This window comes from Frateuria defendens (genome assembly GCF_001182895.1).
GTDB classification, from domain to species: Bacteria; Pseudomonadota; Gammaproteobacteria; order Xanthomonadales; family Rhodanobacteraceae; genus Frateuria_B; species Frateuria_B defendens.
In genome coordinates this window covers 100215-113838 of sequence record NZ_LFQR01000007.1, presented here as the reverse complement: position 1 = coordinate 113838, position 13624 = coordinate 100215, and the positions used below count along the sequence as shown (strand labels likewise).

Here is a 13624-nt window from a genome sequence, read left to right as displayed (position 1 = left end):
TCGCTGAAGCGCTGCCGCTTTACCTTGCTCTCTGCCTGTTTGGTCATCTTGCTCACTCCAGATGGCGATAGTGAATCGCTTATCCGGGTGTCCGTGGAACGGGGGCAAGATTAGATATGGCATGGTGTTGCACGCGGAGTTTGAGGCGGCCATCATATTCGCCAGCGCCGCAACAGAACAGGCAAACAAAGGAAAGTTCATATGTCCGCCACCATCGCAACCGCCATCAAGTCGCCCGCACGTCCACACAAGGCAGAACGCTTCCTGTCGTTCTCCATTGCGTCGTGGTGGGCGGTCACATTGATCGGACAGTGGGCGTTTCTTTACTACATCGCCGGTTTTTACGGCCGCACCATCGTGACGGGGAGGATCGAGTTATGGAACCGGAATCACGACCTCTTCAAAGGATATGTGGCGGGTGACCACGCCTGGAATGCATATTTTGGCGCTCACGTCATGCTGGCTGCTGTTATTTCGTTCGGTGGTGCACTGCAGCTGCTTCCGTGGCTCCGGCGTCACGCCATTGGTTTTCACCGGTGGAATGGGCGCGCTTTCATGGTGACCGCACTGGGGTGCGGTATCACCGGCCTCTGGATGACCTGGGTGCGGGGGGTGGGAATAAGCGGCAACAGCAAATTGGGCCTGGCGGCGCTAAGCTTCGATACGGTACTGACCATCGCTTTTGCCGCCATAGCATGGAGTCGTGCCCGCAGAGGCGAGATCCAAAGCCACCGGCGTTGGGCATTGCGCTTGTTCATGGTAGCCAACGCCGTGTGGTTCCTGCGTCTTGATCTGTTTGCCTGGTATTTATTCACCGGCGGTCTCTGGGTCACCGACAACCTGGATGGCCCCATGAATTTCGTGATTGACTTCGGCTCTTACCTGCTTCCATTGCTATTGCTGGAAGGGTGCCTGCGTGCAAGGGATACGACCAAGGTGAGAAAAGTCGCCATGGCTGCCGTTCTGCTGGCTTCCGCCGTCTACATGTGCGTCGGAATCTTCGCGTTGTCCATGAATGAATTTCCACGGGTGTTACAACTGGGCGTGCCTTGACAAGGCTATTAATGCATTGATTTATACTAATTTGCGTTCAAAGATATAGAAGTAATCCATGTGAACCCGGTCAAAGCCTGGGTTCGGGATGGATCGGTTTCGAGGGTTTGCAGGCCCTCGACGAGGGTCTGCTCAACGGCATCGAGATCCCTGAAGACCGCGTTGGCAAAGCAGTCCCCACGAATCGCCTTCCAGAGATGTTCGGCCGGATTGAGTTCCGGGCTGTAGGGCGGAAGGCGGGGCAGTCGGGGCAAGCCGAACGGGCAAGTCCGCAGGACTTGTTCGGGCGGGTCGGCAGGCGGGGGCGGCCACTATGCGCGATCTTTCGTCACGTCACGGGAATCAACATGCCGCCGTCGGCGGCCCGTGCACTCCACGTTCCCGCATCCGCCAGACGGACACGCTCTTTTGCTGTCGAGGAAGCGGGGCGGTCATCCAGCCCCCTCCTGGGGGCTGCGTTGCCTCGTCCAGGGTGATCCTCCACCCATTCCCGCAAAACCCGCTTTTCAGCCTGTCAAGGCGGGGCAGTCGGGGCGAGCCGAACGGGCAAGTCCGCAGGACTTGTTCGGGCGGGTCGGCAGGCGGGGGCGGTCATCACGCGCTGCTTTTCGTCACGTCATGCAAAAAATCGTTGTGCAAAGTCCCGGTCGATGCCGACTGACAGCTGGGCTGTCAGTTGGCATTGACCCGCACCGAAGGTGCACAATTCCCCGTCACGGATATAGGGGAAAGTATGGACACTTCGTCGAGGTTTACTGCCGAGCTGGTGCGCCTGGTGTGTGTGTCGGCTGCTGCGTTGCTCGTTGCGTGTGGTGATGCTGATGATCGCGGCCCGGATCGCGTGCGTGCGGCTACTCGTTCGTTTGTTGAATCGAGGGCTGTAAAGTCGGCGAGCGCTTATGTTGGGGCGATTGGTCAGGGCGTCGCTGATTCGATCAAAGATGACGAAGTTAGGCGGCGGCAGGACGAATATCGCCACCGTGTTCTTGCATCGGATCAGCGTTGTGTTGGTGGCGTCGTGATTCAGGCTGACGGAAATAGCTATGCGCAGGTCGGCACGATCAGTCGCCCGGTTCATTGCGCCGGCGTGCTTGCGGATCGGCCGCTTCGGTAGTGACGACGAACAGCCGGCGCGGCGGCCGGTGGTTCAGCCCGCAGGCGGCGGCGTCGCGTCGCGCGCACTCGTCAAGCCACCTTAGGAACTGCGGCATCACGTCGGCGCGCAGGCGCCAGCCGGCCCAGGGTCCGGTTAGGTCGAGGTGTCCGTTGTTGAGGGCGACGCGGCACTGCGCGAGTTCGCGAAGCGAGACAGTGCCGGCCGGGGTTGAGAACGTCTGTGTGCGTTCGTCGTAGAGCCAGTTCAAGCGGTGGTGAGGGCGAGGCATGCGCGCGGTCCGTGCAGCAAAGCGCGAAGCCATGCAGCCAGCGTGCCATGGCGGCGACGATATTTGACATAATATACATTATGCGAAGTCAAGGGCCGGGGCTGGGGAGCCTGGAAGTCCTCGCGTTCGCACTGCTCGCGCTGGCCTTCGCCGTCCACGCCGCCGTCTCTGGCACATCAGCCCCGAGGGCTTCCGCGAGCTGCGGCACAGCTGCTTTCTGAGCCGCCGCCGATGCGCCGAGTTCCTCGGCGTGTCGCTGCGCACGGTCCAGTATTGGGACGCCGGCCGCTGTCGCGTACCGTGGTCCGCGGTGCGCCTGCTCCGCCTTCGCCGTCTGGGCGACCTCGGCGCACTCAACGACGCTTGGTCTGGCTGGACGCTCGGGCACTCCGGCCTGTGTTCGCCCGAAGGCCGGGAGTTCCGTGCCGAGGACATGCGCCGATGGTGGAGCATCGTTCAGCTGGCCCGTCTCTGGCGCGAGGCCTACGACCGGGGCGATATTGGGGGTGTGGGGGCACCGCCCCCGCGAGGCCGGGAGGCCGTCACGCTTCAACCCGAAGCCGGGGAGGCCGCGCCGTCCGCAGGACGCGCGGCCCCTACTCCCATCGAAGCCGCATCCACGCCAACCGCTTTTTCTCGCCACCTCAACGAGGATTCCCCCGGGGAAGTGCAAGGCACTTTCCCGGGGGAACCGCAGTCATGCTTCCCCCACTCTCCTGTCCATGCGATGGCCGGGGTTGCCGGTGAAGCGCGTAGCGCTTTGCCGGCAAGCTCGGCGGGGCTTGTCATCTCTTCAACAAGTGGAACGCGCTTCGCCCGAAGCCGCTTCGCACAAGGCTTCGGGAGGATGCATGGACGCTGAGGCCATCGTTCTCGAGCCGCGCCAGATGCGTTGCCGCCGGCTGCGCCGGACGATCACCCAGGCGGCCAAGCTTCATGAGATGCGCGCGGATTACGACTCGCAGGGGCTTGGCCGCTCGGCCTACCGCAAGACCTTCATTACCCTCACCTATCGCCATCGGGGCGAGTGGGAGCGCTGCCACGTCTCGCGCTTCATCCGCCTCATGCGCCAGTGGTTCCAGCGCCGTGGCGCGGCCTGCCGCTTCGTCTGGGTCGCGGAACTGCAAAAGCGCGGCGCGCTGCATTACCACGTTGTCGTCTGGGTGCCGCGCCGGTTGCGGCTGCCCAGGCCTGACGTGTGCGGCTGGTGGCCGCACGGTTCGAGCAAGATCGAGACGGCCCGCAACCCCATCGGCTACATGGTCAAGTACGCCACCAAGACCCGGCCGGAAGACCTCAAGCGCCTGCCGAAGGGCGTGCGCCTGCACGGCAACGGCGGTCACGACGACTCCGCCCGCATCGCACTGCGCGAGACGTTGCTGCCGGGCTGGGCGCGTGATCAGGCCTTCGTCTCACGCTTCCTTGCTGCCAGTGCCATGCGAAATGCGCTGATCGAATCTGGCGACTACGACCCCGACGACGATGCATGTGACGCGATCACGGCGCCGGCAGTGTTGCGGTGCTCGGGCGGCTTGGTCGATCTGCGGACTGGTGAGTACGTCCCTACCCCATGGTGCGTCGAGTTCCGGCACGGCGTGCTTACTCTCTCGAAGAAACCGGAGTACCTGGCATGAGCGCACAACTTGAACACGATGACTGGATGGTGGGCGGAAGCGCCGATCCTGCGGCCGCCGCTGCCGTGGGGGTGAGTGAGGCCGAGGTGGCTTCTCTGGCGGTCGAGGCCTACGCCTATGCGTGGAGCAAGGTGCGCGACGGTAAGCCCTGCAAGGGGTTGCAATCGCGCTGGTGCGCCGAGGTCGTGATGGAACTGGAAGGGCTTATGCGCGACCGCTTGCAGCTGTTCGAGGACGATTGAGGGCGCGCCGTGCTGGCCTTCTTCGGCGGATCAGGCGTCAGCCGCCGCCGAAGGCAGCACGGCGCACACAAAGCGAGGCCCCCGCCAGCCGGCAAGCATGAACGGGGGCCTCAACCACAACAGGGGCTCGCGCCCCAAAGGAATGTTCGCATGAATCCGGATTACGCGGCGCAATGCCGTTTCTTCTCCGCCGAGGACGCCTGCCGCATCGCCCTGCAGGCCTACTACTCCGCTACTCGCCACATCACTCCGCCACCTGGGGAACCTTGGTACACCGAGGACGGCGCACCGTGGGCCAGCGCGACGGACTTCGCCGAAGCCTTCAACGGCGAGCTGCAGGCGCGCTTGGCGCTGCTGGCCTTGGACCGCCTCGGCGAGTTCTACCCGGTGAGCGTGCAGTGGCACCTGCTCAAGATCGCCTGCGATATCGAACCGGAGAAAATCTCCCCATTACTCGCCAAGCATGAGGCCGAAGTTGCGGCGATCAATGCCGAATTTTCAGGCCTCGAAATGAACCATTTGCCACCCGCTGATAATCACACGCATAATGCAGAAACGGAGGTCGGCGATTATGCGTGACGCAACGGAAGAGCCTATACATTATGCGAAGTCAAGGGCCGGGGCTGGGGAGCCTGGAAGTCCTCGCGTTCGCACTGCTCGCGCTGGCCTTCGCCGTCCACGCCGCCGTCTCTGGCACATCAGCCCCGAGGGCTTCCGCGAGCTGCGGTACAGCTGCTCGCCGCGCACAGTCCAGTATTGTTGGGACGCCGGCCGCTGTCGCGTACCGTGCCGGTCTTCATTGATAACTCATGGTGAATAACGCATGGCCTTTCACGGTGCCAGCCTTGACCATCCCGGTCCTCGTGTACTGCGCCGTCAGGCTGATGTCCGTCACCTCCGACGACGCCCCTACCAGCCACTGGTTCTCGGTGCCCGCGGCGGACGATTCCGGGCCGTACTTGACTGCCGATCCGTCGTCGCGCAGCAGGCGCAGCCCTACGCCCCCGGCGGTGGAGTCCGATGAGAGCGTCAGCGCGTCCGACCTGTTGCCTGGATTGTTGGCGTCGGTCAGGGTGACATACACCTTCGATCCCGATTTGCATTGCAAGCCGATTCTGAAACGGGTATCGCCTCGGGTCGAGCCGACTCCGGGCAGATCGCTCGCACTAATGTTCGGCAATGCCACCGACGGCGATCTGGTGGTAACGGTACAGGCGGAAAAAACCACACTTGGCGAGGACAAAGCCGAAATAGTGATGCTGACCGGAGAGAAATGACACCGGTGAAACCATACGTAAGGTGAGCTGAAACGGACACTCAGCCGTGGCAGTGCGCCGACAGGCCCGCTGCCGGTAGCGCCGCCTATGTAAATCAACTTGGCATAGGCATGCCAGGTAGGCGGCGGGTAGGTGAAATCAGGGGAGTCGAAAGAAGACAAGTGCGGGGCCAGGCGGGGATTCCAGCCGCTTCCTTGCCCTACCGAATAATCCGAAAAAATCTGCACCGCGACACCTGGGACGCCGGTTTTATAGGTGCCTGCCATATTGGGTACGGGAACGCCACCCATCACGGATGTTACCTGATTTATCTTGCAGCCTCCGAGCAACCAATCAGGGCGCCTGAAGTTGAAGTAAGAGATGGAAGTCGTGGATACACCTATTTCCTGGTAGATCTGGACATTGGCGGGCACGGCAATGCTTGACTTGAACTGGATGGAGCCATCTCTTATGGAGAGGGTGGCCGCCATCGCGTTCACGCTGCTCCACGAAACTGCGGCGATGAACATGGTACGCAACGCTTTGAGCATGCGGTTTTTGGACTCCATCGCTGTTTTCTTTCTTCCGACGCGCGTCCGCTGGCATGGCTGCGACTCGCACTCGCGCGATCAGGGACAATTGGATTGCATGACCGACAACGAGGTGGGCGGGGTTTCGGGAAGCTCGCGAGTAAAGTATTTCTGCAACAGCGCATCCAGGATCGCGACGGTTTCTACGTCGGGCACGCCGTCGTAGCGGGTGGCGCGAAAGTGCATCTGGAAGGCGGCCACGGCCTCCTCGGTCGCCTTGTCGAGGGCGCCGCTCAAGGGGACGCCATAGCCGTAGCGATTGAGCTTGCCCTGCAAGTCCGCGACGTTGTTGTCATAGGGTTGCGTCCGCTTGAAATACGCGACCGCGTCCGCGTCGGGCCACGCGCCGATACCGTAGCGGCTGTAGAGATACTCCCAGGGGAACAGCGGGCCGGGGTCGGTTTTCCTGCCGAAACTGATGTCCGAGTGCCCGATCACGCGATGCGGCTTGATCTGGTAGCGGTCGATGATGGACCTCGCCAGGCGCCCCATCACGGCGATCTGTTGCTCGTCGTACGGATACCAATGTCGCTCCATGAGCGGCACGTTCTCGTCCTCGGGAGGAAATCCCAGATTGACGATCTCGATACCGACGGAGCTGAAGTTGAGATTGTTCACGCCCTGCCACTGGCTGACCCCGGCATGCCACGCGCGCTCACGCTCCGGCACCAGGCTGTACACGTGCCCTGCGGCCGGCTGCTGGGGTATCAGGTAGTGGGCGCTGGTTTGATACTTCGCCTCGGTCAGGTGAACGAGCGAGGACGGCAGGTCCTCGGCCGTGTAGTGGAACACCAGGGTGCGTACGCGCGAGTCCTGGTTCTGGGATTGTATGCTGCTGTCAATGCAGTAGGACGGGAAAGGCTTCACCTGCCCTTCTGCGGCGACGGCGGCAGTGGCCGCAAGGGGCAAGACTGTTGCGATTAATGCGATGCGTGGCCGGCGGAACAGGCGTTTCTTGAATCCATCAGTCACTACCATTTTGGGCATCCTTTGCCAGGCGTGGCTGGCACCAAACTGACCCATCGGCTCGCGATCGAGGGGGGCATCGACAGCTTCGGCGGCGGATTCGCGCCGGTAATTCCAGCCATGGACTGCATTTGCCTGCCGGCAATCCATGGCATCGCAACCGGTGCCGCCGTTATGGATCGGGGAATGGCTGGGCCATGACGGATAAAACCGGAAACGCCTGGACCTGGCGACCCAAGCCTAGGGATTGCCCCTGAATGAGAGAACTGGAAAATTCTCGATTTTCATCCACGCCCAGAACTCATCTGGACGGCCTGGCCCGTTACAGCGCGCTTGCGATGCTCCATTGCTTCAGGCATTCCGAAGACATGGGCCTTCCCAGGCTGAAGCCCTGCAATTGGATATGCGGCAACTGGTATCGCCCGAGCCATTGAAGATCGTCGACGTGTTCCACGCCTTCGAGCACGACGGTGATTTTCAACCGCTCGGCCAGCATGACAACGCTTTCCAGGATGGTGGCTTTGCGTTCGACCCGGCTGACGCCGTTGACCAGGCAGCCCGCCAGCTTGACTTCATCGGCGGGCATCGAGGCAAGACGCCGTAGACCGGCGGCGCCCGTGCCGAAATCGTCGATCGACAGCCGAAACCCCTGCCTTTTCAGGCCGCACAACGCCCTGTCGAATTGATGGGTAACATCCTCGAAGGCTTCCTCGATGATCTCGACGATGACGTCGCGAGGGCGGAGCGCGTAGGTGTCCACGGCCGCCTCCAGGTTGTACGTAAAAACCGGTTCCAGGAGGGTGCCCGGATGGACATTGATGGCGACGGAGCGCTCGCAGCCGGTCAGTGCCCTCCATTCGGCGGCGAACTTCATCGCCTGCCAGGCCATCTGGCAGGCGAGTTCGCAGCTTGCGCCGGCCTGCTCGCAGCGGGGCAGAAAATCCCTGGGCGCCAGCATGCCTTGGCTCGGATGCTTCCAGCGAGCCAAGGCCTCCGCTCCGACGATGTGTCCCGACCAGGTGAACTTGGGCTGGAAATGCGCTTCAAGCACGCCGGCGTTCATTACGTCGCTCAACGCCTGGTTACGACCCATGTACATGACCATTCCTGCTCGATCAGTAGGCGCTCATTGTCCTGGCCCTGTGCGGGGGCTCCAACGAGAAATATCTCGTCTTCGGGCCCGTTGACGCCAGGTTCAGTCGCCCAGGATCAGGCCGACGCCGAAACGGATCACCGGCGCGCTGCCGCTGGAAGACACGCCCGCGTTGAGATTGATCCGGCCGTCCCCGGACCAGCGCGACACGCTCACGGCCACCGCGCCCTGGCCGCGATAGGTCGCCACGCCGGCGCTCACCGCCACCTTGCCCGGCACGGAGGGCATGTTGCCGGCCAGGGCGGCGGCCGATGCGATGCCCTGGTTGGCTTCGCGGCGGAACTGGTCGACGCGGGTCCACAGCTGCTCGGTGCGCTGGTCGGTGTAGCGATTGGCCTGCCCCAACGCCTGCTCCATGCCGCCTCGCATTTGGGCGACGTTGGCCGCGTCGGCACGGTCGGCCACCGTGCCCTGCCCGAGCGCACGGCGTTGCTTGCCGCACCCGTCACCGCTGCGCCCTGGCCGATGGCCGTGCCGGACGCCGCCGCCAGGGAGCCGATGCCGGCGATCTGGTCTTGCAGGTGGTCATGCAGCACCGTGAGCTGGCTCACGTTCGCCGCATCGGTGGCGGCGGCGCCATTGGCTATGCGGCTCGAGATCGCGGACCCGGACGCGGAGGGGGCACCAGGGCGCACCGTCTCGCGCGCGGCGCTGTCGTACCTTGCGGCGCCTTCGGCTTCGCCTTGCCGAAACGATTGCGCGCTCGCACCCATCGGCAAGGCCAGCGCCATGCCCATGGCGGCCATCCACCGCGATGGCCCTCGCCTTTCGATGCGGTGGATGGCGTTCTTTCCGAGATCCTTTCCATTGTGTTCTGAACCCATGGGATTCCTCCTTCATCTTCGCTGCGCAGCCCCGCAGCAGTGTGCTGCGGGTGTCCATAGGAACCGGCCGGACGGGGCGGGCAAGGCTGGTGGGAACCTTGCCCCGTGTACCGCCTCCCTCCTCCCTAGCGCCGGGTCGCCTCGAACAGGAACCAGATGCGCCGCTCGGCCCGGTCGATCCAGTGCTCCAGCAGGCTCGCGCTCGCCACGTCGCCGCTCTCGTCGCACAGGGCGTGCGTCTCCTGCATGTAGGCCGCGAGGCGCAGGTTGTCCTCGCGCAGTTCGGCCAGCATGTCCGAGGGCGTGACGAAATCGGCGTCGTTGTCCGAGAGGCGCTGCAGCAGCGAGGCGTGGCCCACCGAGCGCAGGGTGGTGCCGCCCAGCTTGCGCACGCGCTCGGCGATCGCATCGACCATGCCGATGATCTCCGCCCCCTGCTCGTCCAGCAGCAGGTGGAAGTCGCGGAAGTGCGGGCCGGACATATGCCAGTGGAAGTTCTTGGTCTTCAGGTAGAGCGCGAAGATGTCCGCCAGCAAGGCGTTGAGTTCGCAACTCAGGGTCACGACCGTCTCGTCGGAGAAATTGCTGCGCGTGTGCAGCGGCGCCTTGCGCTGCGTCGTTAGGCTTTGTTTGTTCATGATGGCTCCGTTTGAAAGAGGATGGCGGACAAGGGTCTAGCGGGTTGGCGTCGTGGAAGACGATGTAGCGGCGCATGGCCAGGTGCCAGGCGTCACCGTGAGGTCGCGCAGTGAACAGGCGTTCGCCCGGCATGCCCGGCAGGCGGCACCGGATCGGTTTTTTTGCCGGGACGCGACATGCCGGTTCCTTGCGGCGAATCGCAGGCGCTGGTGGAGGGATGCGGCGCGCGGCTTGTGTGTTGTCGGAATGCGCCGGACACGGGATGCCACGAAGGCCAAGGCGGGCCTGTTCATTGCGCCTTCTCCGCCGCAACGGCGCTGGCCGGCGGCAAGGCCGCCGCCTGCGTGACGGATGCCTCGCCATGGCGGGTCCCGGCGTCGCACGCGACTTGCAGGTAGGCGTAGTCGCGAGCCCCTGCCCGCTTCGTCTTGGCCTGCGGCGGCAGGCGATAGTGGAAGCTGCAGGTCCGTCCTCCCTCGAGCAGCACGGTCAGGCGTCCTTCGTCGGCGATGCCGCGCACGAGGGCGCGCCCGCCCTGGGACACCACGCCCACCGGCTGCCCCTGGCTGTTGAGGATGTCCGAGCCGAAAGGGATCGTGACGCCTGCCGCCGGCTTGAGGTCGATCACCGCCACGCGCCCCTTGCGGGTGGTGAAGGCGGCCACCACCACGGCGCCGTTGCGCGGCACGACTTCGCGGCTGGCTTCGAGCAGATCCACGTCGGTCGAGAGGCCCTGTGGATTGAGCTCGATGTCGTTGCGGCGATAGGGCGCCACGTACGGCACGATGGCGTAGCCGCGGCCGTCCACCTTCACGCCGGGCGATGTGGCGACGCTGGCGCCGGCCGCGTCGAGCGCCTTCACCAGGACGATGGTGTCGCCCAGCCCTTGCCCGAAGGTGAGCCCGCCGGCATGCGCGACCAGCGCGCCGCTCGCGCCGAAGGCGAACTGGCGATAGCCGCCGCCGGCCGACGCCGAGCCGTTCATGACGGCGAACGGGCTGCGGTAGGTGCCGCTGGTATTCCACGCGGTGGAGCCGGCGGCGTCGCGCGTCAACGACACGCCGTAGGCGAACGCATCGCCCACGGGGCGGTTGTAGGCGAGCTGGGCATCGCCGCCGCGGCGCCCGATGCCGCTGCCGACATTGAGCGTGCCGTTGCCGAGGGGAATGGACAGCGAGACGAAGGCGCGGCTGTCCATGCGCCCGTAGCCGTCGCGCGAGCGCGAGGCGGAGATGGCATAGTTGAACCAGCGGGTCGCGCCGGTGTAGCCGAACTGGTACTGGCTGTCCACGCCGTGGCGGCCCCAGTAGTTCTGGGCCGAGGCGGTGAGGTACAGCGCGCCGGGCCCCACCGGCTGGCTCACGGTGAGCTGGGCGGCGCTGCGCTGGCGCCATGGGTCCGCGTAGCCGTGCGCCCGGGCCCATATCGCATCGGCCAGGCCCAGATGGCCGTCGGTGGAATACCGGTAGGCGGCCACCGAGACATGGGTGCCGGTGGCGGTGATGGCCTTGCTGTAGGTCAGGCGCAGGCTCTGGCCCTGCATGGTGCGACGGCTCGGCCGGGCCGCGGAAGACGGCGCGCCGGCGTCGTTGGCCGAACGCGCCGGCAGCCAGGTGCGCGCGTGCGTCGCGTCCAGGCCGAACGCGCCCAGCCGGGTGTTGAGGGCGGAGCCGAGCTGCACGGCCCGATAGCCGTTGGACAGCGAGATGCCGCCGTACGCGGTGACGCGGTTGGACAGGCCGCGCTGCCAGGTGGCCTGCACCACCGGCGGATGCCCGTGCCTGCCGTGCGCGCTGCGGAACTGGCCGGCGGCGACGCCGTAGCGCGTGATGCCGGGGCGCAGCATGCGGGTCACCGCGGCATAGGGCACGGTGAATTTCTGCTCGCGGCCGTTCGCTTCGCGCACGGTGACTTCCAGGTCGCCGCCGTAGCCGGAGGGGTAGAGGTCATCGATGCGGAACGGCCCCGCGGCCACGGTGGTTTCGTAGATCGCGTAGCCGTTCTGCCGGATCATCACCGTGGCGTTGGAGGCGGCGATGCCCTGCACCACCGGGGCGTAGCCCTGCTGCGAATCGGGCAGCATGCGGCTGTCGCTGGCGACCTGCACGCCGCGCAGCGCCACCGAGTCGAACAGCTCGCCGGTAGTGGTGAAGTCGCCCAGCAGCAGCTGCGCGCGCAGCGCGGTCAGGTCGTGCTGGGCGTAGTTGCGCAGGTTCTGCCACGCCACGCCGCCGCGGCCGCCCTCCCGCCATTGCAGCGAGGACTGGTGGCGGAACTGCCAGCCGCCCAGGTTGACGCCGCCGGTGAGCCCGAGATAGCCCTGCGTGCTGTCGCGGCCGCGGCTCCGTTGTCGCGAGAGGTTGAGGTTGTAGCTCAGCACGCCGGCGGTGATGCCCCGATCCCAGCGCGCGGGGTCCACGTAGCCCCGCGCATGCCGGCGCATGAACGCCTGCGGCACGCCGATGTCCAGGCGCTGTTCGCCCGGATCGAAACGTACCGTGGCCGCGCGCACTCGCGCGGACAGATCCACGCACGCCTTTTCGTCCGGCGTCTTGTCCGGCAGGGCGATGCCGAGCCGCGACAGCAGCTCGCCGCCGAGGCAAGGCACCGCGTCGCCGCCGTGCGGCGGCAGATCGAAGCGCAGCGTTTCATGGCCGGACAGCAGCCCGTTGACGTAGATGCCTGCCTCGTAGGTACCCGGCGTCACGCGGCTGCCGGCATTGAAGCGCGCCAGGTCGGCCGAGCCCGCGCCGCCGGGCAGGAAGACGGGATCGAACTCGACCCCGGCCTGCCCGTCCTGCGCGTCCGGGTCGGTCGAAGTCTCCGAATGGTCCGAGGCGTGACCGGACAGCGGCGACACGCCGGCCAGCGCGCACATCATCCAGACATGAAGTTTTTTGGGGTTGAGTCCGTCCCGCCCGCCCCCTGGGAGGCCGGATGTCGCCGCGAACATGTCGGCCCTCATTGGCGAAGCTGGAAGTTGAGAAAGGCATCCCTGCCGTGGGCGCGCGGCGCACCGCCTAAAGTTTTTTGGGGTTGAGTCCGTCCCGCCCGCCCCCTGGGAGGCCGGATGTCGCCGCGAACATGTCGGCCCTCATTGGCGAAGCTGGAAGTTGAGAAAGGCATCCCTGCCGTGGGCGCGCGGCGCACCGCCTACAAGGTCTTGTCGAACTCGCGATGCGCGCCGTAGTCGTCGATGGCGACGTAGTGGACGCTCGATTGCGGCGGCGGCCGGTGCAGCTCCTGCAGCGTGAAGCGCAGGCTGCCGCCCGGCGCCAGCATGCCGTCGCCGACGTTCATCACCTTGTCCCCCAGCAGCAGCTCCACCCCGCCCAGGGAGACGTGGTACACGCTGGCGTTCCTGGCTTCGAGCACGTAATGCCCGCCATCGGGCAGCCATTGCCAGCTCAAGTGCTCCATGGCCTCGGCGGGCGTGCCCGGCAGCTCGTCCGGCCGGAAGAACAGCTTGATGCGCGTGCGAAAGGCGAACTGCAGCGTGTTGGTGCCCGGCGCGGGCTTGGACTTGGGGGGGATCTCCAGCACGTTGAGCCAGAACACCGACTCCTTGTCGCCGGGCAGCGGCTCGCCGGTGTACACCAGGCGCAGCACCTGGCTGCGCCCGCCGTCGAGCCGCGCCATCGGCGGCATCAGCACGAACGGCACGTGGATCGCGTCCGGCGGTTTCCGGGGGTTGCCGTCGTCCAGCCAGGCCTGGACCACCACCGGCTCCTTCGCGGTGTTGTGCAGCCGTACGTCGACTTCCTTCTGCTGAGCGGGATAGATCACGCGCGTGCCATCGATCACCACGGAGGCATGGCTGGTGGCCGCCAGCGCCAGGGCTCCGAAGCACAGAAAGCGGATAATCTTCTTCATGGTCGTGTC

The 13624-nt window shown here is 65.2% G+C and carries 16 protein-coding genes; 5 read left to right on the top strand and 11 right to left on the bottom strand.

Going from position 1 to position 13624, the window contains the following annotated elements:
* A partial coding sequence (locus ACH65_RS20700; protein WP_237561418.1) for a hypothetical protein occupies positions 1–201 on the bottom strand: 201 nt, incomplete at its 3' end.
* On the opposite strand from ACH65_RS20700, the gene ACH65_RS02535 reads away from it, so the two are divergent.
* Positions 202–1053 carry a DUF2306 domain-containing protein gene (locus tag ACH65_RS02535; protein ID WP_049620997.1) on the top strand — a complete coding sequence of 284 codons (852 nt, stop codon included), beginning with the start codon at positions 202–204 and terminating at the stop codon, positions 1051–1053. It abuts the gene before it with no gap.
* Positions 1054–1079: 26 nt separating this feature from the next.
* Here the strand turns inward: ACH65_RS02535 and ACH65_RS21130 are convergent, their stop codons facing one another.
* The 3 genes from ACH65_RS21130 to ACH65_RS19550 form a co-directional block, all read right to left on the bottom strand.
* Positions 1080–1307, bottom strand: coding sequence for a transposase (locus tag ACH65_RS21130; protein WP_161805579.1), 228 nt, complete (start codon positions 1305–1307; stop codon positions 1080–1082).
* Between the two features lie 362 nt (positions 1308–1669).
* Positions 1670–2131 (bottom strand): hypothetical protein, encoded by a 462-nt coding sequence (locus ACH65_RS19555; RefSeq protein WP_153242440.1) that lies wholly within the window; start codon positions 2129–2131, stop codon positions 1670–1672.
* Positions 2115–2417 carry a hypothetical protein gene (locus tag ACH65_RS19550; protein WP_153242439.1) on the bottom strand — a complete coding sequence of 101 codons (303 nt, stop codon included), beginning with the start codon at positions 2415–2417 and terminating at the stop codon, positions 2115–2117. Before ACH65_RS19550 ends, ACH65_RS19555 begins: the two co-directional genes overlap by 17 nt.
* A gap of 94 nt (positions 2418–2511) precedes the next feature.
* Between ACH65_RS19550 and ACH65_RS21125 the strand changes: the two genes are divergently transcribed.
* From ACH65_RS21125 to ACH65_RS02520, 4 genes are all read left to right on the top strand, one after another.
* Entirely contained in the window at positions 2512–3300 is a 789-nt protein-coding gene (locus ACH65_RS21125; protein ID WP_082190103.1) for a VC1465 family Xer recombination activation factor, read from the top strand.
* Positions 3290–4072: a rolling circle replication-associated protein gene (locus tag ACH65_RS02530; protein WP_049620996.1), complete on the top strand. Its 783-nt coding sequence runs from the start codon at positions 3290–3292 to the stop codon at positions 4070–4072. The genes ACH65_RS21125 and ACH65_RS02530 overlap by 11 nt, the downstream gene beginning before the upstream one ends.
* Positions 4069–4314 carry a hypothetical protein gene (locus ACH65_RS02525; RefSeq protein ID WP_153242438.1) on the top strand — a complete coding sequence of 82 codons (246 nt, stop codon included), beginning with the start codon at positions 4069–4071 and terminating at the stop codon, positions 4312–4314. Before ACH65_RS02530 ends, ACH65_RS02525 begins: the two co-directional genes overlap by 4 nt.
* Before the next feature lie 150 nt (positions 4315–4464).
* The gene (locus tag ACH65_RS02520) at positions 4465–4893 is read left to right on the top strand and encodes a hypothetical protein (RefSeq protein WP_049620994.1); all 429 of its coding nucleotides are present in this window, start codon (positions 4465–4467) and stop codon (positions 4891–4893) included.
* Positions 4894–5110: 217 nt separating this feature from the next.
* Here the strand turns inward: ACH65_RS02520 and ACH65_RS18715 are convergent, their stop codons facing one another.
* The 7 genes from ACH65_RS18715 to ACH65_RS02485 all read right to left on the bottom strand — a co-directional run bounded on the left by ACH65_RS18715 (position 5111) and on the right by ACH65_RS02485 (position 13615).
* A complete protein-coding gene (locus tag ACH65_RS18715) occupies positions 5111–6139 on the bottom strand; it encodes a fimbrial protein (protein ID WP_082190102.1) in 1029 nt (342 codons plus the stop codon).
* A 60-nt stretch (positions 6140–6199) separates the two neighbouring features.
* Complete coding sequence (locus ACH65_RS02510) at positions 6200–7276, bottom strand: N-acetylmuramoyl-L-alanine amidase (RefSeq protein ID WP_202594123.1); 1077 nt, start codon at positions 7274–7276, stop codon at positions 6200–6202.
* 172 nt (positions 7277–7448) lie between these two features.
* On the bottom strand, positions 7449–8225 hold the full coding sequence (locus tag ACH65_RS02505) for an EAL domain-containing protein (RefSeq protein ID WP_161805577.1): 777 nt from the start codon (positions 8223–8225) through the stop codon (positions 7449–7451).
* A 96-nt stretch (positions 8226–8321) separates the two neighbouring features.
* Positions 8322–8636 carry a YadA-like family protein gene (locus ACH65_RS02500; RefSeq protein ID WP_049620991.1) on the bottom strand — a complete coding sequence of 105 codons (315 nt, stop codon included), beginning with the start codon at positions 8634–8636 and terminating at the stop codon, positions 8322–8324.
* A gap of 592 nt (positions 8637–9228) precedes the next feature.
* Positions 9229–9741, bottom strand: coding sequence for a Dps family protein (locus ACH65_RS02495; protein WP_153242437.1), 513 nt, complete (start codon positions 9739–9741; stop codon positions 9229–9231).
* Between the two features lie 290 nt (positions 9742–10031).
* Positions 10032–12623: a fimbria/pilus outer membrane usher protein gene (locus ACH65_RS02490; RefSeq protein WP_161805576.1), complete on the bottom strand. Its 2592-nt coding sequence runs from the start codon at positions 12621–12623 to the stop codon at positions 10032–10034.
* 272 nt (positions 12624–12895) lie between these two features.
* Positions 12896–13615, bottom strand: a complete 720-nt coding sequence (locus ACH65_RS02485; RefSeq protein WP_049620988.1) for a fimbrial biogenesis chaperone — start codon at positions 13613–13615, stop codon at positions 12896–12898.
* Positions 13616–13624: the final 9 nt, after the last annotated feature.

Excerpts from the sequence above, each read along its gene's own strand:
- ACH65_RS02535 (WP_049620997.1), top strand. The coding sequence starts at position 202 with ATGTCCGCCACCATCGCAACCGCCATCAAGTCGCCCGCACGTCCACAC.
- ACH65_RS02530 (WP_049620996.1), top strand. The coding sequence starts at position 3,290 with ATGGACGCTGAGGCCATCGTTCTCGAGCCGCGCCAGATGCGTTGCCGC.
- ACH65_RS02500 (WP_049620991.1), bottom strand. The coding sequence starts at position 8,636 with ATGGAGCAGGCGTTGGGGCAGGCCAATCGCTACACCGACCAGCGCACC.
- ACH65_RS19555 (WP_153242440.1), bottom strand. The coding sequence starts at position 2,131 with ATGAACCGGGCGACTGATCGTGCCGACCTGCGCATAGCTATTTCCGTC.
- ACH65_RS02485 (WP_049620988.1), bottom strand. The coding sequence starts at position 13,615 with ATGAAGAAGATTATCCGCTTTCTGTGCTTCGGAGCCCTGGCGCTGGCG.
- ACH65_RS02510 (WP_202594123.1), bottom strand. The coding sequence starts at position 7,276 with ATGGATTGCCGGCAGGCAAATGCAGTCCATGGCTGGAATTACCGGCGC.
- ACH65_RS02495 (WP_153242437.1), bottom strand. The coding sequence starts at position 9,741 with ATGAACAAACAAAGCCTAACGACGCAGCGCAAGGCGCCGCTGCACACG.
- ACH65_RS02490 (WP_161805576.1), bottom strand. The coding sequence starts at position 12,623 with ATGATGTGCGCGCTGGCCGGCGTGTCGCCGCTGTCCGGTCACGCCTCG.
- ACH65_RS02505 (WP_161805577.1), bottom strand. The coding sequence starts at position 8,225 with ATGTACATGGGTCGTAACCAGGCGTTGAGCGACGTAATGAACGCCGGC.
- ACH65_RS02525 (WP_153242438.1), top strand. The coding sequence starts at position 4,069 with ATGAGCGCACAACTTGAACACGATGACTGGATGGTGGGCGGAAGCGCC.
- ACH65_RS02520 (WP_049620994.1), top strand. The coding sequence starts at position 4,465 with ATGAATCCGGATTACGCGGCGCAATGCCGTTTCTTCTCCGCCGAGGAC.
- ACH65_RS18715 (WP_082190102.1), bottom strand. The coding sequence starts at position 6,139 with ATGGAGTCCAAAAACCGCATGCTCAAAGCGTTGCGTACCATGTTCATC.